Annotated in this window: 16 protein-coding genes and 2 pseudogenes; 7 read left to right on the top strand and 11 right to left on the bottom strand. The window is 71.0% G+C overall.

Translation table 11 applies throughout. From position 1 onward, the window contains the following. From KUM44_RS46355 to solA, 3 genes and pseudogenes are all read right to left on the bottom strand, one after another. Positions 1–239, bottom strand: a pseudogene (locus KUM44_RS46355) (ABC transporter substrate-binding protein); the annotation flags it as partial. Between the two features lie 76 nt (positions 240–315). Then, positions 316–1,377 carry a succinylglutamate desuccinylase/aspartoacylase family protein gene (locus KUM44_RS39840; RefSeq protein ID WP_254390793.1) on the bottom strand — a complete coding sequence of 354 codons (1,062 nt, stop codon included), beginning with the start codon at positions 1,375–1,377 and terminating at the stop codon, positions 316–318. Between the two features lie 2 nt (positions 1,378–1,379). After that, complete coding sequence (solA, locus tag KUM44_RS39835) at positions 1,380–2,519, bottom strand: N-methyl-L-tryptophan oxidase (protein WP_217214651.1); 1,140 nt, start codon at positions 2,517–2,519, stop codon at positions 1,380–1,382. Positions 2,520–2,801: 282 nt separating this feature from the next. Here solA and KUM44_RS39830 point away from each other — a divergent pair, with 282 nt between their 5' ends. Both KUM44_RS39830 and KUM44_RS39825 read left to right on the top strand, forming a co-directional pair. Beyond that, positions 2,802–3,548 carry an IclR family transcriptional regulator gene (locus tag KUM44_RS39830; RefSeq protein ID WP_217214654.1) on the top strand — a complete coding sequence of 249 codons (747 nt, stop codon included), beginning with the start codon at positions 2,802–2,804 and terminating at the stop codon, positions 3,546–3,548. A gap of 358 nt (positions 3,549–3,906) precedes the next feature. After that, positions 3,907–4,650, top strand: a complete 744-nt coding sequence (locus tag KUM44_RS39825) for an IclR family transcriptional regulator (protein WP_217214653.1) — start codon at positions 3,907–3,909, stop codon at positions 4,648–4,650. A 172-nt stretch (positions 4,651–4,822) separates the two neighbouring features. Here the strand turns inward: KUM44_RS39825 and KUM44_RS39820 are convergent, their stop codons facing one another. The 4 genes from KUM44_RS39820 to KUM44_RS39805 all read right to left on the bottom strand — a co-directional run bounded on the left by KUM44_RS39820 (position 4,823) and on the right by KUM44_RS39805 (position 10,989). Further along, a complete protein-coding gene (locus tag KUM44_RS39820; RefSeq protein ID WP_217214650.1) occupies positions 4,823–5,176 on the bottom strand; it encodes a cupin domain-containing protein in 354 nt (117 codons plus the stop codon). A 208-nt stretch (positions 5,177–5,384) separates the two neighbouring features. Then, positions 5,385–6,824, bottom strand: a complete 1,440-nt coding sequence (locus KUM44_RS39815; RefSeq protein ID WP_217214649.1) for an NAD-dependent succinate-semialdehyde dehydrogenase — start codon at positions 6,822–6,824, stop codon at positions 5,385–5,387. After that, complete coding sequence (locus KUM44_RS39810) at positions 6,821–9,724, bottom strand: FAD-binding and (Fe-S)-binding domain-containing protein (protein WP_217214648.1); 2,904 nt, start codon at positions 9,722–9,724, stop codon at positions 6,821–6,823. Before KUM44_RS39810 ends, KUM44_RS39815 begins: the two co-directional genes overlap by 4 nt. Next, positions 9,721–10,989, bottom strand: coding sequence for an aspartate aminotransferase family protein (locus tag KUM44_RS39805; protein WP_217214647.1), 1,269 nt, complete (start codon positions 10,987–10,989; stop codon positions 9,721–9,723). The genes KUM44_RS39810 and KUM44_RS39805 overlap by 4 nt, the downstream gene beginning before the upstream one ends. A 250-nt stretch (positions 10,990–11,239) precedes the next feature. On the opposite strand from KUM44_RS39805, the gene KUM44_RS39800 reads away from it, so the two are divergent. The 5 genes from KUM44_RS39800 to KUM44_RS39780 all read left to right on the top strand — a co-directional run bounded on the left by KUM44_RS39800 (position 11,240) and on the right by KUM44_RS39780 (position 21,967). Then, positions 11,240–12,865, top strand: a complete 1,626-nt coding sequence (locus KUM44_RS39800; RefSeq protein ID WP_308402827.1) for a PucR family transcriptional regulator ligand-binding domain-containing protein — start codon at positions 11,240–11,242, stop codon at positions 12,863–12,865. A gap of 698 nt (positions 12,866–13,563) precedes the next feature. Next, the gene (locus tag KUM44_RS39795; protein WP_217214645.1) at positions 13,564–15,699 is read left to right on the top strand and encodes an alpha-galactosidase; all 2,136 of its coding nucleotides are present in this window, start codon (positions 13,564–13,566) and stop codon (positions 15,697–15,699) included. Between the two features lie 41 nt (positions 15,700–15,740). Beyond that, positions 15,741–17,258 carry a glycoside hydrolase family 43 protein gene (locus KUM44_RS39790; RefSeq protein WP_217214644.1) on the top strand — a complete coding sequence of 506 codons (1,518 nt, stop codon included), beginning with the start codon at positions 15,741–15,743 and terminating at the stop codon, positions 17,256–17,258. A gap of 55 nt (positions 17,259–17,313) precedes the next feature. Next, on the top strand, positions 17,314–19,089 hold the full coding sequence (locus KUM44_RS39785) for a cellulase family glycosylhydrolase (RefSeq protein ID WP_217214643.1): 1,776 nt from the start codon (positions 17,314–17,316) through the stop codon (positions 19,087–19,089). Between the two features lie 424 nt (positions 19,090–19,513). Then, positions 19,514–21,967: a SpoIIE family protein phosphatase gene (locus tag KUM44_RS39780; RefSeq protein ID WP_254390795.1), complete on the top strand. Its 2,454-nt coding sequence runs from the start codon at positions 19,514–19,516 to the stop codon at positions 21,965–21,967. A 23-nt stretch (positions 21,968–21,990) separates the two neighbouring features. On the opposite strand, the gene KUM44_RS39775 is transcribed toward KUM44_RS39780, so the two are convergent. The 4 genes and pseudogenes from KUM44_RS39775 to KUM44_RS39760 all read right to left on the bottom strand — a co-directional run. Beyond that, positions 21,991–23,223, bottom strand: coding sequence for an SGNH/GDSL hydrolase family protein (locus KUM44_RS39775; RefSeq protein WP_308402826.1), 1,233 nt, complete (start codon positions 23,221–23,223; stop codon positions 21,991–21,993). A gap of 115 nt (positions 23,224–23,338) precedes the next feature. Then, positions 23,339–23,739 (bottom strand): annotated as a pseudogene (locus KUM44_RS39770) (hypothetical protein); the annotation flags it as partial. 60 nt (positions 23,740–23,799) lie between these two features. Further along, positions 23,800–25,230, bottom strand: a complete 1,431-nt coding sequence (locus KUM44_RS39765; RefSeq protein WP_217214641.1) for a glycoside hydrolase family 43 protein — start codon at positions 25,228–25,230, stop codon at positions 23,800–23,802. A 59-nt stretch (positions 25,231–25,289) separates the two neighbouring features. After that, on the bottom strand, positions 25,290–25,952 hold a 663-nt coding region (locus KUM44_RS39760), incomplete at its 5' end, for a ricin-type beta-trefoil lectin domain protein (RefSeq protein WP_217214640.1).

Genomic DNA, 25,952 nt, shown 5'->3' with positions numbered 1-25,952 from the left:
TTCACCTGAATGCCGGTCTCCTGCGTGAACGGCGTGTAGATCGCCTTCTGAAGCGCCGCACCGTAGGAACCGCCGCTGTCACGGACGACCACCGTCTTCCCGCCCTTGCCACCGCTGCCGGCGCCGGACCGGCTGGTGCCGGTACCGCAGGCGGAGAGGGTGGTCGCGGCGGCGACACCCGCAGTGACCCCGCCTATTCCTCGCAGGAACAGTCTGCGGTCTATTCGGGCATCTTTCATTTGGTGCCTCCTGGTGGTACTGGCCGTGAGAAGGGGCGGCTGGGGACGTGGGAAGGGGGGCGGCTGAGATGGGGGTCTAGGGGCGGGGATCCGCCTCGTCGGATCCGGCACCCAGGCCGGGAGGCCGGAGGGTGTCGGCCCGCGCGGCCGTGTCGGGGTCCCACGGGACGGCCAGGGCGGCCAGTTCCTTGCCGGGGGCGACGGTGAGGCCGTGCATGCCGTAGATGATCCGTCCGTCGGCCGGGGCGTGGACGGTGTGTTCGCGGCCGTCGACGGGGTCGATGATGCGGCCGAGGAGGTCGCCTTCGGTGACTTCGCCGATGATGTCGGCGTCGAAGGAGAACTCCGGGTACCACAGGCCGGTGGCCTCGGCGGTGGCGCCGCCGGACCAGACCCATGCGCGGATCGGTGCCGGGGTGGAGCCGTCCTGGTCGAGGACGCCCAGGTGGCGCAGTGCCTTCAGCAGGCCGTCGACGCGGCGGAGGGCGGTGGCCTCGTCCCGCTGGCCGAGCTGGCCCACCTCGACGAGGACCGCCGAGATGCCCCGGCGGGCGGCGGCCGCGTGGCTGTTGCCACCCTCGGGCGTCAGCCCGATGATGACGTCCTCGATGCCGAAGGAGCCTGCCAGTTCAGCGGTCGCCTTGTCGAGGTCCGCGTCACCGGTGAGGCGGTAGCCGACGAAGTCCCGCAGGACCTGGTCGATGCCGCCGCAGTGCAGGTCGATGTAGACGTCGGCGCCGTCGACCAGGTTCGCGAAGAGCCAGGCGGCCAGCCGCTCGGTGGGGCCGCCGGCCGGGTCGCCGGGGAAGACGCGGTTGAGGTTCACGCCGTCGACCGGGGAGATGTTGAGCCGGCCCTGGTACACCGCGGGAGGGTTGGCGACCGGACAGATGATCACCTGTCCGTGCACCTCACCGGGGTCCAGCCCGTCCGCCAGTCGCACGGCGGCGTCGATGGGCGGGAACTCACCGCCGTGCACACCCGCGGTGATGACGACCCGGGGGCCGGGGCGGGCCCCGTTGACGAGGGTCAGCGGGATGTCCGCGGTGAGGGTGCCGAGGTCGACGCGGACGGTGCCGCGGGCCTTGGTGCCCGGCTCGGCGACCAGGGTGCCGACGGAGAGCGTGGTGTCGTTCATGGTCAGGCCTCCGTACGGCCGACGGTGGAGAGGAAGTCGATGGGCCGGGGCGAGGTGCCGGCCAGCGCGAGGTCCGCGGCGATGTCGCCGAAGGCGGGCGAGAGCTTGAAGCCGTGACCGGAGAAGCCGGCGAGCAGGATGACGTTCTCGGCGCCGGGCAGCGGGCCGACCAGGGGGCGGCTGCTCTCGGTGTAGCCCTCCATATAGACGGAGAGGCGCGTCGGGTCCGGGTGCAGGTCGGGCAGGTAACGCCCGATCAGCTCGGAGAAGATCTCCAGCTCGTCCGGCCGCACGGTGCGGTCCAGCTGGTTGGGGTCGCCGGCGAGCCGGTGCAGCGCGCGGGACAGGCCGAGCTTGACCGAGATGCCGTCCGGGGAGGGCAGGCCGTAGCAGTGGGTGGGTGCCGTGCGGATGAACGCCGGGCGCTCCTCGCCGAACCAGGCGTCGGGGGCGGTGGGCACGTACCAGGCGCTGACGAGGCGGCGGACTTCCACCTCCCACGGCAGGTCGGGCAGCAGGTCGTTGACCCAGGGGCCGGGCGTGACGACGGCGGTGTCGAAGCTCTCGCTGCCGGAGTCGGTGCGGATCTCGACGCCGCCCGCGACGGGGACGATCTCGCGGACCGTGCTGTAGCGGTGGATCACGGCGCCCAGCTGCTCGGCGCGGCGGGCGGCGGTCTGGATCGTCAGTTCCGGGCGGATGAACCCGGCACGGCGGTCGAGTACGGCCGCGTCGCCTTCCTCGATGCGGTACTGCGGGAAGCGCTTGGCCAGGGCTTCGACGTCCAGCACCTCGTGGTCGAGGTCGTGCTCCGCGATGGACTGGAGCACCGTGGCCATCTGCTGGTGGTCGGTCGGCCCCATGAGCAGGCATCCGGTCAGGCGGCGCAGCTCGCGGCCGGTCTCCTGCTGGAGCTGCTCCCAGAGGGCGTCGGCGTGCTTGAGCAGCGGGACGTACCGGGAGTCCTCGAAGTGCGCGCTGCGGAAGATCCGGGACTCGCCGCCGGCGGCGCTGCGGTCGTGGCCGGGTGCGTAGCGGTCGTAGCCGACGACCTCGGCGCCGCGGGCCGCCAGCCGCCACGCGGCCTGGCTGCCCATCGTTCCGACGCCGACCACCGCGACGCGCTTCCTGGCAGCTGACACAGGACTTTCCTTTCGTATCGCCGAGGCGCATGCTGAGCCTTCGACGTGAGGCTGTTCGATTCGAGATGGTTTGGGCGGGAGCCAGGCCCTCCTTGGGGACCTGCGGCTCGCAACCGCCGCGTCTCGCAGTCCGGCTCACTGCGGGGGATCTCTCCGAGAGCCGTGCCACTATGTGGAATGCTGTGCTAGAATCTGGCACAGAGAATGGCAGCGGCTTCGTTGGGGAGTCAAGAGGGTGTCCAGCAGAAATTTCGAGGATTAACAGGGGGAAACCGGATGGAAATGAAGAGCGTCACCAGGTCGCTGCGCATCCTGGAGGCGGTCGCCCAGCATCAGCCCGTGACCGTAGGGGAGTTGACGAAGCTCTTCGGGCTGCCGAAGTCCACCGTGCAGCGCACCTTGGTCACCCTTGCGGAAGCCGGCTGGCTGCGCGCCAACCGCAGGGACACCACCCGCTGGGAGATCGGCGCCCGCGTTCTGGCCGTACGACCGGCCGCCCTACAGGGCTCCAGCCTGTTCGCCGCCGCGCGTGAACCCATGATCCGGCTCCGCGACGCGGTGAACGAGACCATCCACCTGTCCGTGCCGGACGCCCTGCATTGCATGGTCGTGGTGGACCGCGTCGACTGCGACCACGCGGTACGCACCTTCCACACGATCGGCGACACCTCGCCCCTGCACGCCACCGCTGTCGGGCGCGCGATCCTCGCCCACCTCCCGAGGCGGGACGTGGAAGACCTCATCGCGGCGGGACTGGAGCGGTTCAGCGACACGACCCCCGTCGAGCCCGACGAGTTGCGCGCCGAGCTGGACCGGATCCGCACCGACGGCTACGCGGTCAACCGCAACCAGTACCGGCCCGGCGTCTGCGCCGTCGCCGCCGCCGTGCTCGACGAGGACGGCACCCCACTGGCCGCCGTGGCCGTCTCCATGCCCGACGCACGGTACGACGGTGAACGGACACCCAAGTGGGGCCACCTCGTCGCCGACACTGCCGCGGAGATCTCACAGCGCCGCCTGGGCGCCTGAACGGCAGGCAACACCGCAGGCCATCGATCGAGGGCCGGCTCGCACGCGCCAGCGCGCAAGCCGGCCCTCGGCCTTGTGTGGCGGCAGCCATCGCCCTGTGTCCGGCCGAGGGCCGGACACAGGGCGGCCGCACCACGCGGCACGGCGGGCCTGGTCAAGGCCCTTCCGCTGTCCATCCGCCGCGGGGAATCGGGTGCACTCGGCGCGCCTCAAAGCCGCTCCACTGATCGGCCGCACCCAACAGCATGCCGCATTGTGGAACGCTATGCTAGAATCCGGCACGGATCATGACCGTCACTCCGCGCTGGAGTCAAGAAGTGAGAACCAGGGATCCACGGGTAGGGGGCAACGAATGGAAATGAAGAGCGTCACCAGATCGCTACGGGTTCTGGAAGCGGTCGCCCGGCATCAACCCGTGACTGTCGGGGAGTTGACGAGGATTTTCGGGCTGCCGAAGTCCACCGTGCAGCGCACCCTGGTCACCCTCAACGAGGCGGGCTGGCTGCGGGCGAACCGCAAGGACACCACCCGCTGGGAGATCGGCGCCCGCGTCCTGGCCGTACGGCCCGCCGCCCTACAGGGCTCCAGCCTGTTCGCCGCCGCACGTGAACCCATGATCCGGCTCCGCGACGCACTGAACGAGACCATCCACCTGTCCGTGCCGGACGCCCTGCAAGGCATGGTCGTCGTCGACCGCGTCGACTGCGACCACGCCGTACGCACCTTCCACGCCATCGGCGACGCCTCGCCCCTGCACGCCACCGCCGCCGGGAACGCCGTCCTGGCCCATCTGGGGAAGTCCGAGATAGACGAGGTCACAGCGGGGACGCTGGAGGGTTACGGCGAGGAGACCATCACCGACCCGGGGCAACTGCGCGCTGAACTCTGCCGCGTGAGAGAGCGTGGCTACGCCGTCAACCACAACCAGTACCTCCAGGGTGTCTGCGCCATCGCGGCACCCGTGCTCGACGGTGAGGGCACACCGCTGGCCGCCGTGGCCGTCTCCCTGCCCGACTCCCGCTTCGAGCCCGGCCGACAGCCCGAGCTGGGTCGGCTGGTCGCCGAGACGGCAGCGGAGATCACCGCCCGGCACCTGGCCTGACGACCGTTCCGGCTCCGGATCGCACCCCGGCTGACGGCCGCGTTCCCAGACCGGACCGGTCCGGCCCCCTCGCTGCGGGAGGCGACCAGGCGCACCCCTGCGAAGAGCCGGTTGGGCCGACGGCTGCCGCCGGACGGATTGCCGGCGTAGAGGCAGGCGTCGCGCGTCGGCATCACTTCACGATCACGTAGATCTTGCGCACGGTTTCGATGGTCTTCCAGACACCCACGAAGCCCGGCTTCATGACAAAGCTGTCGCCTGCCTTGTAGACCACCGGCTCGCCACTGTCCGGCGTGAGTTCGACGATGCCGGAGAGGATATGGCAGAACTCGAAGGTCTCTCCCTTGATCGAGCGCGTCTCGCCGGGCGTCGCTTCCCAGACTCCCGTATGGATCATCTCCCCACGGGCGACGTCCTGGGCCCAGGTCTTGAAGGCGGGATCGCCGGAAACCAGGCGTTCCGGGAGCGGGCCGGACGGGTGCGGCGCGAAGGAGGGACTCGTGTCGATGGTCTTCAGGAACGACATGTTTTCCTTTCCTGGGCTCAAGAAATTGACAGCGGCGGCCCCGGTCGAGCCATGGACCTGGGCAGGAGACTCTGTTGGAGGCGCTGGCTGCCGAGGCCGTCGCCGAGGAGAGACCACGGGCCGTCCCCTCGTGCCCGGCGGCGTGGAAAGCCGGGCACGAGGGAGGCCTCACGGTGCGTGATGCGGTGCGGTCAGGGCATGACCACCTTCATCGCACGGGCACCGCGAGGTACTGGTACTCCAGGAACTCGTCGATCCCCACCCGGCCCCCCTCGCGGCCCAGCCCCGACTGCTTGACGCCGCCGAAGGGTGCGGCCGGGTTGGACACGAGACCCGTGTTCAGCCCCACCATGCCCACCTCCAGCCGCTCACTCACCCGCAGGGCACGGTCGAGGCCTTCGGTGAAGACATAGCCGACCAGGCCCCAGGGGGTGTCGTTGGCCCGGCGGATCACCTCGTCCTCGTCGTCGAAGGTGAGGATCGCGGCGACGGGGCCGAAGATCTCCGTGTCCATGAGGCGGCTGCCGGGATCGACGTCGGCCAGCACGGTCGGCGGGTAGAAGCTGCCGGGGCCTTCGGGTGTACGGCCTCCGACGAGCACCCGCGCCCCGCGCTCCACCGCGTCGGCGACCAGCTCCTCCACCTTGGCGCGCCCCCTCCTGTCGATCAGCGGGCCGACGTCGACGCCGCCCCTGGTGCCCGGACCGACGACCAGCGCGCCCATCCGCTCGGCCAGCCGCCGCCCGAACTCCTCCGCCACCGAGCGGTGCACGAAGAAGCGGTTGGCGGCCGTGCACGCCTCGCCCATGTTGCGCATCTTGGCGACCATCGCCCCGTCCACCGCCTTGTCCAGGTCGGCGTCCTCGAAGACGACGAACGGCGCGTTGCCGCCCAGCTCCATCGACGTCCGCACGACCGCCTCCGCGCTCTGGGCGAGGAGCAGCTGTCCGACGGCCGTGGAGCCGGTGAAGGAGAGCTTGCGAATCCGCCCGCCGCGCAGGAGCGGTTCGCACACCTCCCCCGCACGGGAGGTGGTGACGACGTTCAGCACGCCGTCCGGCAGCCCGGCCTCCTTGAGGATCGCGGCGAGGGCAAGGCTGGAGAGAGGGGTCTGCGGGGCCGGCTTGAGCACCATCGTGCAGCCCGCGGCGACCGCCGGGCCGATCTTGCGGGTGCCCATCGCCAGCGGGAAGTTCCACGGCGTGATCAGCAGGCAGGGGCCGACCGGGCGGCGGGAGAGCAGCATACGGTTGCGGCCGTCCGGCAGGGTGGCGAGGCCACCGTCGATACGCACGGCCTCCTCGGAGAACCAGCGGAAGAACTCCGCCGCGTACGCCACCTCTCCCCTGGCCTCGGCCAGCGGCTTACCCATCTCGGACGTCATCAGGTGGGCGAGCTCGTCGGTGCGCTCGATGATGATCTCGTAGGCGCGGCGCAGGATCTCGCTGCGCACCCGAGGCGCCGTACGCGCCCACTCCTCCTGCGCCTGCACGGCCGCTTCCTCGGCGAGCTTGGCGTCCTTCGCGCCCGCGTCGGCCACGTGGCAGAGGACCTCGCCGGTGGCGGGGTCGTCGACGGGCATGGTGGCGCCGTCCGCGGCGTCCACCCAGGCACCACCGATGAACAACTGCGTGGGCGTGTCGGTCATGAGTTCTCTCCTGGTTGTCCGGGTCGGTCGGCGGCGGGGTCGAGCAGTTCCGCGAGGTGCAGGGCGCGGATGCCACGGTCTCCGGCGAGGTGGTCGATCTGGGTGGCGCAGCTGAAGCCGTCTGCCACGACGACGGCCGGTGTCCGCGGGTCGATGCCGTCGAGGCGTGGCTTCAGGGCCAGGTCGGCGACGGCCATCGAGGTGTCGTAGTGCTGCTCCTCGAAGCCGAAGTTGCCGGCGAGTCCGCAGCAGCCCTCGGCCTCGTCGACCTTGCGCACTCCGAGGCGGCCGAGCAGGTCGCGGGGGTGGCGGCCCTTGAAGGTGGCGTACTCGTGGCAGTGGGTCTGAAGGACGACGTTGTCCGGCAGCTCCGGTGGCGCCCAGCCGGGTGAGGCGAGGTCGGTCAGGGCTCCGGTGAGGGTGTGGACGCGGGCCGCGACGCGCCGGGCGGCGTCGGTGCCGAGGAGTTCGGGCACGTCACGCTTGAGCGCTGCGGCGCAGCTGGGTTCGGCCACGACGATGGGCCGGTCGTCGCCGTTGTCCAGGCGGGCGACCGTGCGGGCCATGATGCGGCGCGCGAGCGACAGCTGGCCGGTGCTCACCCAGGTCAGCCCACAGCACAGGTCGTCCTCCGCCGTGCAGGGGAGGCCGGCGTCGGCGAGCACGCGGCTCGCGGCCCCGGCCACCTCCGGGCGGAACGCGCGGGTGAAGCTGTCCACGAACAGCAGCGTCCTCGCCGGTTCGCCGGTCCTCGCCGTGCGCAGGGCCCGGCGCAGCGCGCGCCGGGAGGCGAACGCGGGGATCCTGCGTTTCGTGGTCACGCCGCCCAGGCGCGCGAGCAGCTTCCCGAGGGGGCCGCGCAGCAGCGCGTTGACCGGGCGGGCCGCGTATCCGACGAGCTTGGACGTCAGGGGCAGCCAGCCCAGGGAGTAGTGGGAGCGGGGTCTGACTCTGCCCTTGTAGTGCTGGTGCAGGAACTCCGCCTTGTACGTGGCCATGTCGACGCCGACCGGACAGTCGCTGGAGCAGGCCTTGCAGGACAGGCACAGGTCGAGGGCGTCACGCACCTCCGTGGAGCGCCAGCCGTCCTGGACGGTTCCGCCGCGCACCATCTCCTGGAGCAGACGGGCCCGGCCCCGGGTCGAGTCGTTCTCCTCCCCCGTGGCCCGGTAGCTGGGACACATCACGCCGCCGGCGTCGCTGCGGCAGCGGCCGACCCCGACACAGCGGCGTACCGCTCCCGCGAAGCCGTCCTCGTCGTGCGGGAAGGAGAAGAGGGTCTCGACGGGCAGCACGTCCGAGGGTGTGTGCAGCGCGAGGTCGGCGTCGAGGCGGGCCGGGGCCACGATGACGCCGGGGTTGAGCAGCCCCTCGGGGTCGAAGATCTCCTTGAAGGCGGCGAACGCCCGGATCATGCGGTGGCTGTACATGACCTCCAGCAGTTCGCCGCGGGCACGCCCGTCGCCGTGTTCGCCCGACAGGGTTCCGCCGTGCTCGACGACCAGGGCGGCCGCCTCGGAGAGGAACCGGCGGGTGGCGGCCCGGCCCGAGTCCGTCCCGAGGTCGAAGTCGATGCGCACGTGGACGCAGCCGGCCCCGAAGTGCCCGTACAGCACACCGGTCAGCCCGTGGGCGGTCAGCAGCTTGCGGAAGTCGCGCAGGTAGGCGGCCAGATCCTCGGGTGCGACCGCCGCGTCCTCCCAGCCGGGCCAGGACTCCCCGCCGTCGACGAGCCGGGCGGCGAGCCCCGCTCCGTCCTCGCGGACCCGCCACAGCGAGCGCCGCTCGGCCGGGCTGTGCACGACCCGCCCGCCGGTCATCCGGCCCCGGGCCTTGAGCACGTCCAGCAGTTCCGCGGCACGGGTGTCGACGGCCGCCTGGTCGTCGCCGTCGAGCTCGACGTACAGCCAGGCACGTCCCTCGGGGAGGCCGGTGACGGAGTCCGGGCCGCGCCGGGCACGCATGGTGGCGACGATCGCCTCGTCCATGCCCTCCACGGCGGTGGGGTGCCGGCGCAGGATCTCGGGGACGTCCTCGGCGGCGTCGACGACGTCGTCGTAGCCGAGGGTCAGGAGCGTGGAAGCCTGTGCGGTCGCCACCAGGCGGACCGTCGCTGCGGTGACGACCGCACAGGAGCCCTCGGTGCCCACCAGTGCGCGGGCCACGTCGAAGCCGTGCTCGGGCAGCAGGTGGTGCAGCTGGTAGCCGGAGACCTGGCGCGGAATGCGGCCCAGCTCGGTGCGGATCGGCGCCAGATTCGCCTCGATCAGGCGACGTACGTCCGCTTCGAGGCGGGCGACCCGCTCGACCGCGTCCCGGTCGTTCGGGTCGGCCGCGCGCAGGCCGGTCCGGTCGGCGACGGCCCGTACGCCGTCGGCCGTCACGATCTCCAGCGCCTCGATGTGGCTGCTCGTACGCCCGTGCCGCACCGACCGGTTGCCGCAGGCGTCGTTGCCGATCATGCCGCCGAGGGTGCAGCGGCTGTGCGAGGAGGGGTCGGGGCCGAAGGTGAGCCCGTGCAGGGCGGTCGCGGACCGCAGGGAGTCCAGGATCACTCCGGCCTCGACGCGCGCCGTGAGGCTCACCGGGTCGATGTCCAGGATCCGGTTCATGTACCGGGAGAAGTCCAGGACGACGCCGGGCCCGACCGCGTTGCCCGCCATGCTGGTGCCGCCGCCTCGCGCGGTGACCGGAACACGTTCCTCGCGGCAGGCCCGCAGCACCTCGACCACGTCGTCGGCGCTGCGGGGAAAGACCACGGCCCTCGGCGGGACCCGGTAGTTGGAGGCGTCGTAGGCGTAGAGACCGGTGGGGCCGGGGCCGGTCTCCACCCGCAGGCCGGGAGCGGTCTCGGCGAGCCGCGCGACCAGCGGCTCCAGGGCCGTGGTGGTGTCCGTCATCGCCGTGCCGCTCCCGAGGTGCCGACCTCGACCGCGGTCGCCCATGCCTGGAGGCCCTCGTCCACCGCCGTCTCGTCGATGACGAGCGCCGGGATCATCCGGACAACCTGGTTCCAGGCGCCGCAGAGCAGCAGGAGCAGTCCCTCGTCGACGGCGGCGCGCTGCACGCGGGCGGCGGTCTCGGGGTCGGGGCTGCCGTCCTCGGTGACGAACTCGGTGGCCAGCATGAGGCCGAGGCCGCGCACGTCGCCGATGCCGGGCGTCCGGTCGGCCACCGCCTCCAGGCCCTGGCGCAGCCGCTTGCCCATCGCCTCGGCGTTCTCGACGAGCTTCTCGTCGCGTACGACGTCCAGGGTCGCGCAGGCCGCGGCGCAGGCGACGGCGTTGGCCCCGTACGTGCCGCCCTGCGAGCCGGGCCACGCCTTGGTCATCAGCTCCTCGGAGGCAGCGATGCCGGACAGCGGGAACCCGCTGGCCAGGCCCTTGGCGGTGACGAGGATGTCCGGGGTGACGCCGAAGTGGTCGTGGCCCCAGAAGCGGCCGGTACGGCCGACACCGGTCTGCACCTCGTCGTGAATGAGGAGGAAGCCGTGCCGGTCCGCGCGCTCGCGCAGGCCCTCCATGAACGCGCGGTTCGCGGGGACGTATCCGCCCTCGCCGAGGACCGGCTCGACGATGATCGCGGCCGTGTCGGCGGGCGAGGAGATCGTCTGGAGGGTGTAGTCGAGCTCCTTCAGCGCGAAGCGGGTCGCGGTCTCCTCGTCCCAGCCGTAGCGGTAGGCCGACGGGAAGGGGGTGACCACGACCCCGCTCATCAGCGGGGAGAAGCCGGAGCGGAAGCGAGTGCCGGAGGTCGTCATGGAGGCGGCGGCGACCGTACGGCCGTGGAAGCCGCCGTGGCAGACGATGACGTTGGGGCGGCCGGTGGCCTGGCGGGCCAGCCGCAGCGCGGCCTCCACCGCCTCGCTGCCGGAGTTGGTGAAGAACAGGCTGTCCAGGCCGGCCGGCAGCACCTCGCCGAGCTTGTCGACGAGGCGGCGCAGCGGCTCGTGCATGACGGTCGTGTACTGGCCGTGGATCAGTGAACCCACCTGCTCCTTGGCCGCCGCCACGACCTTGGGGTGGCAGTGCCCGGTGCTGGTGACGCCGATACCGGCGGTGAAGTCGAGGTAGCGGCGGCCGTCCTGGTCGAAGAGATGGACGCCCTCGCCCCGGGCCGCCACCACGGGCGTGGCCTGGCGAAGGTGCGGCGACAGTGCGGTCATGTTCGTCTCCCGGCCTCGGTGTTCGGTCTGCTGCGGTGCAGCGAGCATCCCCGCGGGCGGGGGATGCGCCAACGCGCGATCTGTCCGGCCGGGACGCGACATCCGGACGATGTGTCAGCCTCATCGGGCCCACCATGGATGCCGATCGCTCACGGACCGCTCTTGCGCAGGTCAGAGACGCTTGGCACAGTGGCCGGGCACTCCCCCGAGCTCCGTACCGAGTGCGAGCAGGGACCCCCGTGGAGAGAACGTGAACGACGATCACCCGGCCGAGCAGGGGCCCATCCGTCCGCTCACCGTCGCCGATGTCCTCGCGCTTCCCGTCCTGGCCGCCGGACGGCCGCAGGTCGTCACCGGCGTGCCGGACCTGGACCGACCGGTCCGGTGGGTCCACATCACCGAGCTGACCGACCCCGCGTCGTTCCTCAAGGGCGGCGAGCTCGTCCTCACCACCGGAATGCCCCTGCCGCAGGACGCGCCCGGCGTGCGCCGGTATGTCGACGAACTCGCCGACGTCGGAGCCGCGGCCCTGGTCATCGAACTCGTACGCCGCTACCACCGCCCGCCGGACGCGCTCGTCGACGCCTGCCGCCGTCGTGGCCTTCCCCTCGTCACCCTGGCCAAGGACGTCAACTTCCTGGAGGTCACGCAGGTCGTGCACGCGCTCCTGCTCGGCAACCAGGCGGAGGCGATGCGCCGCACGCAGCGCATCCACGAGGCGTTCACCACCCTGACCCTGCGCGGTGCCGGGCCGGAGGACGTGGTGCGAGCGGCGGCGGAGATGAGCGGGCGCACGGTCGTCCTGGAGAACCTGGTGCACCAGGCCCTGATCTGCGAACCGTCCGGACTGACCGTCGAGGAGGCACTCGCCGACTGGGAACGGCGCTCCAGGGCGACCGGGCCCGGCGGCGACACAGCGACACGCGGCCCGGAGGGCTGGCTCACCGCGCCCGTCGAGTACCAGGGCGAGCGATGGGGCCGCGTGGCCATGCTCCCGGCGCGCACCGACGAACCGGCGTTCGGGCCGGAGGACATCACCCTGCTGGAGAGGACCGCGATGGCACTGACCGTGGCGCGCCTCATCCACCCCACCCCATGGGAACGCACCGCACACCGGAACGCCCTGCTCGACCTCGTGGAACAGCGCCACCGCTCCGCGGAGGACGCCCGCGCCCGCTGCTCCGCACTGGGCCTGCCGACCGATCGAAGCCACTTCGTCGCCATCCTGGTGGACCTGCGCGCAGGGAAGGGGGGAACGGAGACCGAGTCCCGCCTGTTGCAGGAGCTCAGAACGGCAGGCGTGCCGGCCCTTGTCGGCGAACTGGCCTCCGACCGCCTCGGCATCCTGCTGGCTCTGCGTGCCTCCCAGCCCTGGCGTCCGATCGTCGAGTGCCTGTCCGGCACGGTACTGGGTCTGGCCCCGGGGGCGGTCGTGAGTGTCGGCCCCGAGGTCGCGGACCTCACCGACACCGCCCGTTCCTTCCGCGAGGCGGCCCGCGTCGTCGAGGCCACCCCGCCCGGACAGCCCCTCCCTCCGGACCGTTCCTTCCACGAGCTGTCCGACATCGGTCTGCGTCGCCTGCTGTACGCACTGCGCGAGGACCCCCGTGTCCAGGGGTACACCGAACGGCAGCTCCGGCGCCTCATCGACCACGACACCCAGCACGGCACCGACCTGCTGACGACCCTGCGCCACTACCTCGACGCGGCCGGCAACAAGACCACCGCCGCCCGCCGTGGCGGTCTCTCCCGCGAGACCATGTACCAACGCCTGCGCACCATCGAGCGCCTCCTCACCCGTGACCTCGAATCGGGCGACCAGCGCACCGAGCTCCACGTGGCTCTCACGGCACTCGATGTGCTGCGAGCCGACTGACGCGGATTCCCGGTGCAGCTGACGGCCGGGACGCTCAGTCGTGCCGGATGACGGATTGGGAGTGATTGTCGAAGCGCATCGACGCCATCATTGCCCCTAGCGGGCTGTCAATGGACCAGGACAAAGAAACTTTCCTCACACTCTGCCTCTTGTTCCACACGAAAGGTGTCCGCTAACTTCCCCTCGAAGTGAAGCGCTTCGACACTCCGCGGGAAGGGCCGCCACGATGACGCACGGGGTTGAATCGCCAGGGCCTCGGAGGCGCAGCGGCGCAGAAGGACGTCGGCGCGCCCTCATGGTGACCACGCCGCCGCGGCGAGACGCGCGGGTGTCCCGTCCAGCACGGCCGGCCACGTTCTCAACAACATGCGTTCCGCGACGCAACTCGGCTTCCACCCCCATGCCGGATTCCACGAGCGCCCCACGTCTCGCCGAGCAGCACGTACCCGCGCTCACCTTCGGGTCCGGCCCAAGGCCGGAACTGAGCTGCGCAGTGAACGACCTGTGGACGAACAGGCGTTTCTCACACGCACGCTGACGCTCCGTAAGAACAGCGCACGACCGCCTGGGGGACGTCCTCATCAACCACACCACGGACACCGTGCCCCTGCCGGAGCCGGCCCACGAACTGCCGCCCGGCGGCTGCGCGGTCCCGCGCGGCCACTGACCGCGCGGCCACTGACCTGGAAAAGGACACCATGGAAAACGAACAGCGGAGCTTCCGCTGGGGTCACGACGCCCTGCGACTCGACTTCGTCCTCGGCGACGACGGCAGCGCCCGCCTGACCCATCTCGGACTGCCCGGCGAAGCGGGCAGCGACCCCGGTGCGTCCCTGCCTCTGGTGGAGGTGACGGCCGCGGGTCACGGCCGCGGCTGGTCGGGCAGCCGCCTGATCGGGACCACTCTCGGCGAGCGGCTGCGCCACCGGGCCCACCGCGCGGCCCGCGACGGCGACTGGCACACGCTGACCGTCCAACTCCACGACCCGGAGACAGGGTTGGCGGCGGAGGTGACCTACCGGTCGCCGGACGGCATCCCCGTACTCCGCAGCGAAGTGACCTTGCGCAACGAAGGGCGGACCACGCTGCACCTGGAGTCGGTCAGCTCGCTCGCGGTGGGCTGCCTCACCCCGCCGGACCCCGCGGCCCTCGACGCCGCCGACCTGCTGTGGGCGGACAACGACTGGCTGTCCGAATGCCGCTGGCAGCGACAGCCGATGCGCCAAACCACACCCGACCCCAGCGGACGCGTGAAGTACGGGCACGGCAAGGCGGGCTTCGCCCTGAACGGCCAGGGCACCTGGTCCAGCAACGGGCACCTGCCCATGGGCGGCCTGACGGACCGGCACACCGGCCGCACCTGGATGTGGCAGATCGAGCACAACGGCGGCGGCTGGCGCTGGGAGTGCCAAGAGCAGGACAACGCTGCCTACACTGCGCTGTTCGGGCCCACCGACACCCACCACGGCTGGCGGCACCCCCTGGAACCCGGCGCCGCCTTCCGCACCGTACCCGTGGCGCTGTCCTTCAGCGCCGACGGCGGCCCGGACGCCGCGTTCGCCGCGCTGACCCGCTACCGCCGCGTCCAGCGCCGCCCGCATCCCGACCACCAGGGTCTGCCGGTCATCTTCAACGACTACATGAACTGCCTGATGGGAGACCCCACCACCGACAAGCTGCTGCCGCTCATCGACGCGGCGGCCGACGCGGGCGCCGAGTACTTCGTCATCGACGCGGGCTGGTACGACGACAGTGACGGCTGGTGGACCAGCGTCGGCGCCTGGGAACCATCCACCTCACGTTTCCCCGGCGAGAAGGGGATCCACGAGGTGCTGGACCGCATCCGCGAACGCGGCATGGTCCCCGGCCTGTGGCTGGAGCCGGAAGTCATCGGCGTCCACAGCCCCATGGCCAAGTCCCTGCCGGACGAGGCGTTCTTCCGCCGCGACGGCATCCGCGTCACGGAGGCCGGCCGCCACCACCTGGACCTGCGTCATCCAGCCGCCCGCGCCCACCTGGACCAGGTCGTGGACCGTCTGGTCGGCGAGTGGGGCGTCGGCTACCTCAAGCTCGACCACAACATCGACCCCGGCTCCGGCACCAGCGCCCACCCCGGCGAGACCCCGGGCGCCGGTCTGCTCGGCCACAACCGGGCGCAGCTGGACTGGCTCGACGGCATCCTGGACCGCTACCCGCACCTGGTGGTGGAGAACTGCGCCTCCGGCGGCATGCGCTGGGACCACGCCCTGCTGTCCCGGCTGCAATTGCAGTCCACCAGCGACCAGCAGAACCTTCAGCTCTACGCGTCCATCGCGGCCTCCGCACCTACCGCCGTCCCCCCCGAGCAGGGCGCCGTCTGGGCCTACCCGCAGCCGGAGGACTCCCTCGACGAGGTCGCCTTCACCATGGCGAGCGGCCTCCTCGGCCGCATCCACCTCTCCGGCCACCTGCCCGAACTGGAGCCCGAGGCGCGCGCCTTGGTCCACGAGGCGGTCGCCGTGTACAAGGCCGTCCGCGCCGACCTGCCGCAGGCCGTGCCGTCCTGGCCACTCGGCCTGCCCGCCTGGGACGACCCCTGGATCGCTCTCGCCCTGCACACCCCCGCCACCACCTACCTCACGGTGTGGCGCCGTCCGGGCGGTGCGGCCACCACCACCCTCCGGCTGCCTGAGCAGGCGGACGGTGGCGCCGCGCGTGTCGAGGTGCTGTACCCCGCCGCACGTGAGGCCGCTGCCGTCTGGAACCCGGAAACCGCCGAGCTCACCGTGACGCTGCCCACCGCGCCCTCCGCGGCGCTGCTCCGCATCAGCCGCACGGAGCCGGACGCTCCCTGAGCGCCGTCCCTGCCGCCCACCCGACGAAAGGACGACCAAGGGTGCCCGCTCAGAACCGGCCCGCCCGCGCCGCCAACCCCGTGCTCCCCGGGTTCCATCCCGACCCGAGCATCTGCCGTGTCGGCGACGACTACTACCTCGCCTGCTCCAGCTTCGAGTACTTCCCCGGCGTACCCCTCTTCCACAGCCGTGACCTGGTGCACTGGCGGCAGATCGGCAACGTCCTCGACCGGCCGGAGCAGTTGCGCCTGCCGGCCGACATGCCGTCCTCGGGCGGCATCTACGCCCCCACCCTGCGCCATCACGACGGCCGCTTCTGGCTGATCGTCACCAACTGCTGCGAGGGCGGCGGCAACCTGATCGTCACGGCCACCGACCCGGCCGGACCGTGGTCGGATCCCATCTGGGCGCCGGGCGTGCCCGGGATCGATCCCGACCTGGCCTGGGACGAGGACGGCACCTGCTGGTGCACGGTCGCCGGGGTGTCGCAGGTCCGCCTCGACCCGTCCACCGGACAGACGTACGGCACACCGCACAGGCTCTGGTCCGGCGGCCCCGGCGCGAAGGCCCCGGAGGCGCCGCACCTGTACCGGATCGGCGACTACTGGTACCTGCTCATCGCCGAGGGCGGCACCGAACGCGGCCACGGCGTGTCCATCGCCCGCGGCCGTACCCCCAACGGCCCGTTCGAGCCGTGTCCGGCCAACCCGATCCTCACCCACCGCGGCACCGACCACCCCGTGCAGAACACCGGCCACGCGGACCTCGTCCAGGCGCCCGACGGCTCCTGGTGGATGGTCTTCCTCGGCGTACGGCCGCGTCTCGGCACCCCCGGCTGGCATGTGCTCGGCCGGGAGACCTTCCTGGCTCCGGTGACCTGGGAGGACGGCTGGCCGGTCGTCGGCGAGGTCACCCTGGACCTGTCCACACTCCCCTGGCCCCTCTCCCCCGCTCCCGCTCCCGGCGAGGAACGGCGCGACGACTTCGAACTCAGCGAGCTCGGTCCGACCTGGATCTCCGTGCGGGACCGCCCCGCCGAGCTCTGCACCACCAAGGAGCGCCCCGGATGGCTCACGCTCCGTGCGCGGGGCGGCTCCCTGGACGAGCCCGACGTGGTGTTCACCGGCCGCCGCCAGCAGCAACTCATCTGCCGGGCACGCACCTTGGTCGACCCCGAGCAGGGGCGCGGCGGCCTCGCCGTCCGGCTGGACGAGCGGCACCACTACGCGATCGAGGCGTCCGGGACGGACGTACGGGTGATAGCGCGCGTCGGCTCCCTGCGCACGGTGGTGGCCGAACGCTCCGTACCCGCCGGGCCACTGGTCCTCGCCGTCACCATCACGGACCCACCGGCTCCGCACGGACCGTGCACCGGACCCGACATCGTCTCCCTCGGCTTCGAACAACCCGACGGCACGTTCACCGAGCTCGCGGCCCTCGACGGCCGCTACCTGTCGACCGAGGTCGCCGGCGGCTTCACCGGCCGCGTCATCGGCATGTACGCCGCCGAAGGCGCCGTCCACTTCGACTGGTTCGACTACGAGCCCCTCGAGGGCTGAACGGCCGAAGGGCACGACCAAGCGAAGGGCACAGCCGACCGAAAAGGGACGACACATGCAGGACATACGGCAACACGCGCACCACCGCAGCCACGGCCCCGGCCGCCTGGCCGCCCTGCTTCTGGTGCTCGCCGTCATGCTGGGACTGGCCGGCGGCACCTCGACCGCCGCGGCAGACGACACGGCGAAGCAGACGCGGTCCGCCATCAGAGTTCCGGACCGCGCCATGGACGCCGTCGCCGCGATGCAGCCCAGCTGGAACCTGGGCAACACCCTGGACGCCATTCCGGACGAGACGAACTGGGGCAACCCGAAGGTCACCAGGGAACTGTTCACCACCATCCGCAAGGAAGGTTTCCGCAGCGTCCGGATCCCGGTGACCTGGACCGACCACCAGTCCGCCACCGCCCCCTACACCGTCGACGCAGCGTTCATGAGCCGCGTCAAGCAGGTCGTCGACTGGGCGCTCGACGAGGGCCTGTACGTCGTGCTCAACGTGCACCACGACTCGTGGCAGTGGATCAAGACGATGCCCGCCGACCACGACGGAGTGCTGGCCCGCTTCAACTCCACCTGGACCCAGATCTCCCGGACGTTCCGCGACGAGCCGCGCACCCTGCTCTTCGAGAGCGTCAACGAGCCGCAGTTCGAGAACGCCACGGCCGAGCAGAAGGCCAAGCTCCTGAACGAGCTGAACACCTCCTTCCACAAGATCGTCCGCTCCTCGGGCGGCGGGAACACCGACCGCCTGCTCATGCTGCCCACGGACGGGTGCACGCCCGCCCAGAACCTCATGGACGACCTGTACACCACGATCAAGTCGCTGAACGACCGTCATCTGATCGCCACCGTGCACTACTACAGCTGGTACCCGTTCAGCATCAACATCGCGGGCGGCACCCACTACGACGAGGTCGCCCAGAACGACCTCAACGACGCCTTCGCCCGCATGCGCGACACGTTCGTCGCCAGGAACATTCCCGTCTACCTCGGTGAGTACGGCCTGCTCGGCTGGCCCGACCACAACCATCCCTCCCGTGTCGAGCGGGGCGAGGCGCTGAAGTACTACGAGCACTTCGGACACGCGGCACGCCTCGCCGGAGTCACCACCGCGCTGTGGGACCCCGGAACCTGGGCCTACCTGAACCGGGAGACCCTGAAGTGGACGGACCCCGCGCTGATCGCCTGGATCAAGTCCAGCTGGACCACCCGTTCGGGAACGGCCTCCTTCGACAAGGTCTTCGTGCCGAAGTCGGAGCCGATCACGGCCAAGGGGCTCACCCTGAATCCGAACGGGACCAAGGTCCGGGGCCTGTGGCACGGCAGGACCAAGCTCGTCGAGGGACGTGACTACACCCTCTTCGACAAGACGCGTCTCGTCCTCACGGCCGGCGCGCTGACCCGGCTGACGGGCGACCGCGAGTACGGGGTGAACGCCACGCTCGAGGCCCGGTTCTCCCGTGGGCTGCCTTGGCAGATTGAGGTGGTCACGTACGACGAACCGGTGCTGTCCGACGCCATGGGCAAGACCGACGCGTTCACCATCCCCACGCAGTACAAGGGTGACGTGCTGGCCACCATGGAGGCCAGGTACGGCGACGGCAGCAACGCCGGCCAGACCGACTGGACTCCTTACCAGGAGTTCAACAAGTCCTTCTCGCCGGACTACAGCAACGGCACGATCATCCTGAGGCCCGAGTTCCTGGACGCGCTGCGCGACGGCGAACTGGTGACACTGACCTTCCACTTCTACAGCGGCGAAAAGCTCATGTACCACGTCAAGAAGTCCGGAGACTCGGTCATCGGCACTCGCGTCACACCCGCCTCCTGACCGATCAACCCGCCCCTCGCCCTGGTTGCCCTTCCCCGGCAACCAGGGCACGCGTTTCGGAAACCCCTCCGGCTCAGGCGACCCTTGTCAGGGACATGCAGGCACCTGGGAACCGCTGGGCGGGCTGTGCCCCGCCGAGCGGCGCGCCACCCCGCGCGCGGACGAGCCGGCCCCTTCCGTCGAGACGCGCCGGCCCAACCAGTGCCCCGTGGGGTACGGCACGGAGCCGGGCCCACTCCGGCAGGCGCGCCGCGGCTGCTGTCGAGCGGGGCGCGAAGGCCCCAGCCGCAGGCGCTCCGGCACCTGGCACCCCGAACGCACCGGCCGGAGGGCCGTGGAGCAGGGTCCGATCTAGTCTGGAAGCAGCCGCTGGAAACCAGCCCTGACGGGCACGGCTGTCCGGACGGAGGCGTGGCGCGTGGAGATGGCCGACAAGCAGGACGCGCCCACTGCCGTTGCCGTGGTGGACCCGGACGGCGTGGTGAGCGGCTGGAGCGAGGGGGGCCGGCTGCTGCTGGGCTGGACGGCGGAGGACACCGTCGGCCGCCCCGTCACCGAGCTGCTGGTCGATCCCCCGCCATCCGGCTTCCCCGAGGGGTATGGCGCGGGCCCCGACCCCACCGGGTTCATCCCCTTGCGCCACCAGGACGGCTCCACGGTGGACTCCGTGGTGGCGGCTCACCCGTTGTTCGGCCCCGACGGGCGGGCACTGGGGCATGTGGTGACCGTCCAGCGCTGGGGACGCCGCCCGGTGATCGCCGACCGGGCCTTCGAGCAGTCTCCCTTCGCTCTGGGCGTCTACGACCCTGAGCTGCGGTTCCTGTGGATCAACGCCTCCTCGGGCCGGGTGATCGCGCACTCCGAGGAGCAGGTGCTCGGCAAGAAGTACCGCGAGGTGCTTCCCGAATTCGACCGCACGCTGTTTCCCGAAAGGGACGACAAGCCCTACACCGACGCGCTGGCCGAAGTGGCGAGGACGGGCGAGGCCACGCGTCTCATCACCGTCTTCCGCCCTCGCGGCAGCAACTACGCCAACGCCTGGGCCACCAGCATCTGGCCCGTCCGGGATGCCGAGGGCAGGGTCCGCGCGGTCGCCAACTGGGGCTTCGACATGAGCGCCGAGTACTGGGCTCGGCAACGCCTGCTCATCCTCAACCAGGCCAGCGGCGGCATCGGCCGCACACTCGACGTGATCGGCACCGCCCAGGAGCTGGCCATGACCCCGGTGCCGAGATTCGTCGACCTCGTCAGCGTGGATCTCTTCGACGAGGTGCTGCGCGGAGAGGAACCGCCCTCCGTGTCCGCGTTCGCGCCCGGCGAGACGATCGGGCTCATCCGTGCCGCCCAGCACAGCGCGAAGGATGGCGCCGACCGGGCCCCCGGGCCCACGAAGCCCGTCACGCACCCGCCTGGTTCCGTCGCCGCCCGCTGCATGGCCACCGGCAGGTCCACGGTCGAGCTCGCCACTGACCCCGGCCAGGGCGGCGAGTGGGCCTTCGGGCCCGGGCTCGCCGCTGACCCGGCCCACTGGCCACCGGGCAACCCGGTGATCGACGAGTCCATCGCCGCGGACGGGCTGACGGGCCGGATCACCGTGCCGCTCCTGGCGCGCGGCGCGCTGCTCGGCGTCGTCGCCTTCTCCCGTCTCGACCGGCCCGAGGCCTTCACCGCCGACGACCTGATCCTCGCCGAAGAGTTGACCGCCAAGGCGGCCGTCGCCATCGACAACGCCCGCCGGTACTCGCGCGAGCGCACGACCGCGCTGACCCTGCAACGCAGCTTGCTGCCGCAGGGGCTGCCCACGCAGGAGGCGGTCGACGTGGCATCGCGCTATCTGCCCGGCGGGGCCGCTGCGGAAGTGGGCGGTGACTGGTTCGACGTCATTCCGCTGTCCGGAGCCCGGGTCGCCCTGGTCGTCGGCGATGTCGTCGGTCACGGCCTGCACGCCTCGGCCAGCATGGGCCGGCTGCGCACGGCGGTCCGCACCCTCGCCGACGTGGACCTGCCACCGGACGAGCTGCTGACCCACCTGGACGACCTGGTCCTCCACCTCGCCAGCGACCTCCAGCCCACCGGCCACTTCCAGCCGACCGGCGAGACCGGGGCCACCTGCCTGTACACCGTCTACGACCCCGTCTCCAGGCGCCTCACGCTGGCGAGCGCCGGCCACCCCCTGCCGCTGATCATCTCCCCGGACGGCACCAGGACGCCGGTACCCGCACAGCCGGGACCACCGCTCGGCATCGGTGGGCTGCCTTTCGAGGCCACCGAGCTCGAGCTGCCCGAGGGCAGCCTGCTCGCCCTCTACACCGACGGACTGGTGGAAAGCCGCGAGCGCGACGTCGACCAGCGGGTCGCCGAACTACAGCGAGCGCTGAACCACTCGGCCACCTCGCTGGAGGCCCTGTGCGACACGGTGATGGACGCCATGCTCCCCGAACACCGCACCGATGACGCCGCCCTGCTGCTGGCTCGCACTCATGCGCTGGATCCCCATCACGTCGCCGACTGGGACATCGACCCCGACCCCGCGCAGGTGCCGCGCGCCAGGAAGTTCGCCGTCGACCAGGTGGACGCCTGGGGCCTGGAGGAGGCTGCGTTCGTGACCGAGCTGGTCGTCAGCGAGCTCGTCACCAACGCCATCAGATACGGCGAGCCGCCGATCAAACTGCGGCTGATTCGCGATACCTCCCTGATCTGCGAGGTCTCCGACTCCAGCAACACCGCCCCGCACCTGCGCCGGGCCCGCGCCTTCGACGAGGGCGGCCGGGGCCTGTTGCTCGTCGCCCAGCTCACCCAGGGGTGGGGTACCCGGCACACGACCAACGGCAAGACCATCTGGTGCGCGCAGCCCCTCCCCGAGCCCGGGCCGCACTGAGATCCGAGCGTCGGCCGGTGCCGTCACCAGCCTGTCGGCAGACCTGCGATGAACGAGGTGAGCCGGTCGGCGATGAGTCGGTCGTCGCGGGCCGAGTAGTGGTAGTCGCAGCCGAGGAAATCCAGGCCCGAGTCGTCGAGGAACCAGTAGCGGACCCGGCTGTCGCCTGCGTCGTTGCGCGCCTTGACCACCTGCTGGACACGGCCGGCGTACTGGCCGGCGCCGACCGCCACGATGGTCGTGTCGGCCCCGTAGCGCGACCGCAGCTTCTGGATGAAGTCGCCGTAGGCGGTGCGGTACCCGGCCTCGAGGCTGTCGGACGTCCACGGCTCACCGGGGTTGATGGCGGTCGAGAAGTCGTTGGTGCCGAGGTTGACCACCACGACCTGGGGGCGCCAGGTGCCCGGGTTCTGCCAGACGTCCCCGGACACGTTCAGCAGGGCACGGTCGTAGAAGGTCCGGTACGTGACGCCCGGCGAGCCTCCGTTGTAGTTGCGCACCATGCCGAGGCCCGAGTAGCCGTTGATCTGGTAGTCGGCGTTCAGTTTCCGGGCGGTGAGGGCGCCATAGCTCACGTCGGCGTTGGTGGTCCGCTTGACCTGGTCCCCGGGGCAGGTGCGGGAGGTCGAGAGGTTTCCGTAGCCCACCGTGAGGGAGTCGCCGATGAACTCGATCTGACGGCTGCGGGCGGCCGGTTTGCTCAGTACGGCACCACCGGGCGCGGCGACGAAGCCTCCGAACGTGCCGGTGTCCCACGGGGTGTCGTTGCGCTTGACGAGCCGGACGGTGTGCGTGCTGTTGGACAGGCCGTTGATCCAGTGCGTGGTGTTGCCGGGCGTGACGAGCGTGGCAACGGTGGATCCGTCGATCTGGACGTCGTAGTCGGCGGCCGAGTCGCCCAGCACGACGCCCACGCCGGTGCCGCTGACGCGGCCCTCGAAGTACACGCCGGGCCAGCTGTACTGCACCGTGGTCCCGGAGTCCTTGACCCGTCCCGCGGTGTGCACCTGCGCCAGCACCCCCGTCGAGCCGACGCGGACCGGTTGCCACTGCTGGTTGGCCCCGCCCCTGTCGGTGTACTGCACGACCTTGGCGCCGTCCTCGGTGGAGGCGTTCTGCACCTCGACGGCCTTGCCGCTGCCGCGGTCGACCAGCACGTACCGCGCGCTCGTGTCGACGGTGGCCGCCTGCGCCATCCCGGCGGCGCCCAACCCGGCCGACAGCGCCACCAGCAGAGCGGTCACCGCGGTGAGCACGCCCGTGCGCCTCCCGCATCTCCGCCACGGAACCCTGATTGCCATATACATGCCCTTCATCGGCTCCTCCTTCACCGAGTGCGTCAAGCCGCTCCTCGGACACTCCCGTTGCAGGTCAGCCGCGATCGACGGACGTCATCGGCGGGCGCGGCACATCATGCGTCCAGTCGGCGTTCCAGCCGGAGGTCTGGAACTGCGTGAAGAACTTCCACACCTCTCCCGGCAGCCAGGCCGAGCAGCCCGCGTAGATGGTCACTCGGTGGGTCATGCTGCCCTGCGCCGGCTCGGGCGGGTTCTGAGGGGTGCAGCCGTTGTTCCTGACGAACCAGTCCCGCAACGCCCGTCCGCCGGAGCTACCGAGGACACTGCCCCTGAGGCCATGCACCCCGAGGTAGGCGATGGGCTGGGTGCCGCCGCTGCACCACTGAGCTGTCCGCCGCTCTGGACGGCGAGCGCGCGGAAGACCGTCGCGCGGGGACCAGCGAGGGCGTACGACATGGCGGCACCGTAGCTGAATGTCCTTGTCCTCGTGCAACTGCCCTTCTGCAAGGCCGCGAGGACGTTCCTGGCCGCCGGTCACCGCGGTGCCGTCCCGGTGGTGCCGGAGGTGAACTGCCACCAGTTCATGTTGAGCAGGTAGCCGCTGCCGCCGGTGAATCGCAGGTAGAGGTCCTGGGTTCCTGCCGCCCCGCCGACCGGGCAGGTCACCGTCGTCCAGGCCTGCCAGCCACCGGTGTTCGGCACACCGCACCGGCCCACGACCGTCCCGTTCGGCGACCCCAGACGCAGTTCGACGGTGCCGCCGCCGCTGCCCGAGGCCACGCGCGCGGTGAAGGTGGACGCGCCCGGCCCGAAGGCCACGCCCTTGACCTTGACGTAGTCGCCGTTTTCGATCCAGCCGACGTTCATTCCGCCTTCGGCGGCCGGTTCGGTCTCGATCCCGGATCCCCAGGCGAGCGTCTCGGCCTCCTGGCGTACGTACGGGTTGAGCGTGCCGACTTGGGGCGCGCCGCTGTTCGTCATGCTGATCACCGGGATCGTGCCGTCGGCGTTGTAGGAGAACCTCTCCACCGCGACCGAGCGGGTATAGCCACCGCCGCCGGGGAGCCCGCCGTTGTGGTAGAAGAAGTACGAATTGCCTTTGAAGTCCACGATTCCGGGATGGTTGGTGAAGCTGCTGCCCTGTGTGGGCATGACCGTCCCGCGGTAGGTCCAGGGCCCGGTCGGGCCGGGCGCCGTGGAATAGGCGATGAATTCCGAGCAGCACTTGGCCGCGAACACCATGTAGTACAGGCCGTTCCGTTTGTAGACCCAGGGGCCCTCCTCGTACAGCGTGGGGCGGTTGGGGTCACCGGTGCGGGTGCCGAACCCCGCGGTGGTGAGCGGGATCCTGGTGGGGCCGCCCGAGTAGGAGGTCATGTCGGCGTTCAGCCTGACGTACCAGAGATTCGGGTTGCCCCAGTACAGGTAGGCCTGGCCGTCGTCGTCGATGAAGACGGTCGGGTCGATCTCGCCGTTCTCCACCAGCGGACGGCCGAGAGCGTCCCGGAACGGGCCGGTGGGGCTGTCCGACACCGCCACGCCGATGGCCATCCGGCCGGTCGCCCGGTTCTTCACGGGTACGTACCAGTAGAACCGGCCGTTGCGCTGCACGGCCTGTCCCGCCCATGCGTCGGCGGACGCCCAGCTGAAGGTGGCCAGGCTGAGCGGTGAGCCGTGGTCGGTCCAGTTGACCATGTCGGCGGAGGACCACACCCTCCAGTCCTTCATGGTGAAGTAGGTGGAACCGTCCTCGTCGTGCCCGGTGTAGAGGTAGACCCGTCCGTTGTGCACCAGCGGGGCCGGATCGGCGGTGTAGACGTGTTGCACGATCGGGTTGTCGGCCCTGGCCTCCGTGGGCTGCACCGCGGCGGGGACTACGGCGAGGACCAGCAGGAGGCCCACGGTCCAGGCGACTGCCCGGGTGAGCCTCGTGCGGGTGGCGGGCAACGGCCGGGCCGTCTTCATCGTGGCCTCCGGGGGATGCTGGCTGGCAGGTGAGCTGTTGGCCGATACGCGACGCCCCCTCACACGCGGCTCCACTTCTGGCCGGCCTGGCCGTTGCAGGTCCACAGGACCAGCGGGGTCCCGCCCGCGGTGCCTGCCCCGTTGACGTCGAGGCACAGTCCGGCGTGGACGTTGCGGATCGACCCGTCGGAGCCGACGGTCCACTTCTGGTTGTTCTGGCCGTTGCAGGGCCAGGTGATGACGCGGGTGCCGTTGGTGGTGCCCTGGTTGTAGGCGTCCAGGCACTTGTCGCCGTAGACGCGGATCTCGCCTCCGGCCCATGTGGTCCACAGCTGGTTGGCAGCCGTGTGGCAGTCCCAAAGCAGTACGGCGGCCCCGGCCGCCGTCGAGGCGTTGTCCACGTCCATGCAGCGGCCGGACGCGCTGCCGCGCAGGCGTGCGGTGGTGGTGGCCATTGGGCTGCCGCCGGTCATCTTGAACACGGCGACGCCGTGCGCGGGGACGCTCGCGGAGATCTGCCCGGAGGTGCTGGACGTGCCGCCGGTCCACAGGTCGGTGAGGGTGAACGAGCCGCCGGTGAGGCCGACTTGGGCGGCCGTGGTGGTGATGGTCGTGGTGCTGTCTCCCCGGTTGAACAGGCCTACCGCGACCGAGCCGTCGGACAGGGGCTTGGCGAACACCTCGGTGTTGCCGTCGTCGCGCACCCTGCGTCCGCCCGCGCC

Origin of the sequence: Streptomyces sp. AC550_RSS872 (genome assembly GCF_019049285.1) — a bacterium.
In the GTDB taxonomy this organism is placed as follows: Bacteria; Actinomycetota; Actinomycetes; order Streptomycetales; family Streptomycetaceae; genus Streptomyces.
This window is presented reverse-complemented; position numbering and strand designations above follow the sequence as displayed.

Excerpts from the sequence above, each read along its gene's own strand:
- KUM44_RS39840 (WP_254390793.1), bottom strand. The coding sequence starts at position 1,377 with ATGAACGACACCACGCTCTCCGTCGGCACCCTGGTCGCCGAGCCGGGC.
- KUM44_RS39830 (WP_217214654.1), top strand. The coding sequence starts at position 2,802 with ATGAAGAGCGTCACCAGGTCGCTGCGCATCCTGGAGGCGGTCGCCCAG.
- KUM44_RS39825 (WP_217214653.1), top strand. The coding sequence starts at position 3,907 with ATGAAGAGCGTCACCAGATCGCTACGGGTTCTGGAAGCGGTCGCCCGG.
- KUM44_RS39820 (WP_217214650.1), bottom strand. The coding sequence starts at position 5,176 with ATGTCGTTCCTGAAGACCATCGACACGAGTCCCTCCTTCGCGCCGCAC.
- KUM44_RS39815 (WP_217214649.1), bottom strand. The coding sequence starts at position 6,824 with ATGACCGACACGCCCACGCAGTTGTTCATCGGTGGTGCCTGGGTGGAC.
- KUM44_RS39810 (WP_217214648.1), bottom strand. The coding sequence starts at position 9,724 with ATGACGGACACCACCACGGCCCTGGAGCCGCTGGTCGCGCGGCTCGCC.
- KUM44_RS39805 (WP_217214647.1), bottom strand. The coding sequence starts at position 10,989 with ATGACCGCACTGTCGCCGCACCTTCGCCAGGCCACGCCCGTGGTGGCG.
- KUM44_RS39795 (WP_217214645.1), top strand. The coding sequence starts at position 13,564 with ATGGAAAACGAACAGCGGAGCTTCCGCTGGGGTCACGACGCCCTGCGA.
- KUM44_RS39785 (WP_217214643.1), top strand. The coding sequence starts at position 17,314 with ATGCAGGACATACGGCAACACGCGCACCACCGCAGCCACGGCCCCGGC.
- KUM44_RS39780 (WP_254390795.1), top strand. The coding sequence starts at position 19,514 with ATGGCCGACAAGCAGGACGCGCCCACTGCCGTTGCCGTGGTGGACCCG.
- KUM44_RS39765 (WP_217214641.1), bottom strand. The coding sequence starts at position 25,230 with ATGAAGACGGCCCGGCCGTTGCCCGCCACCCGCACGAGGCTCACCCGG.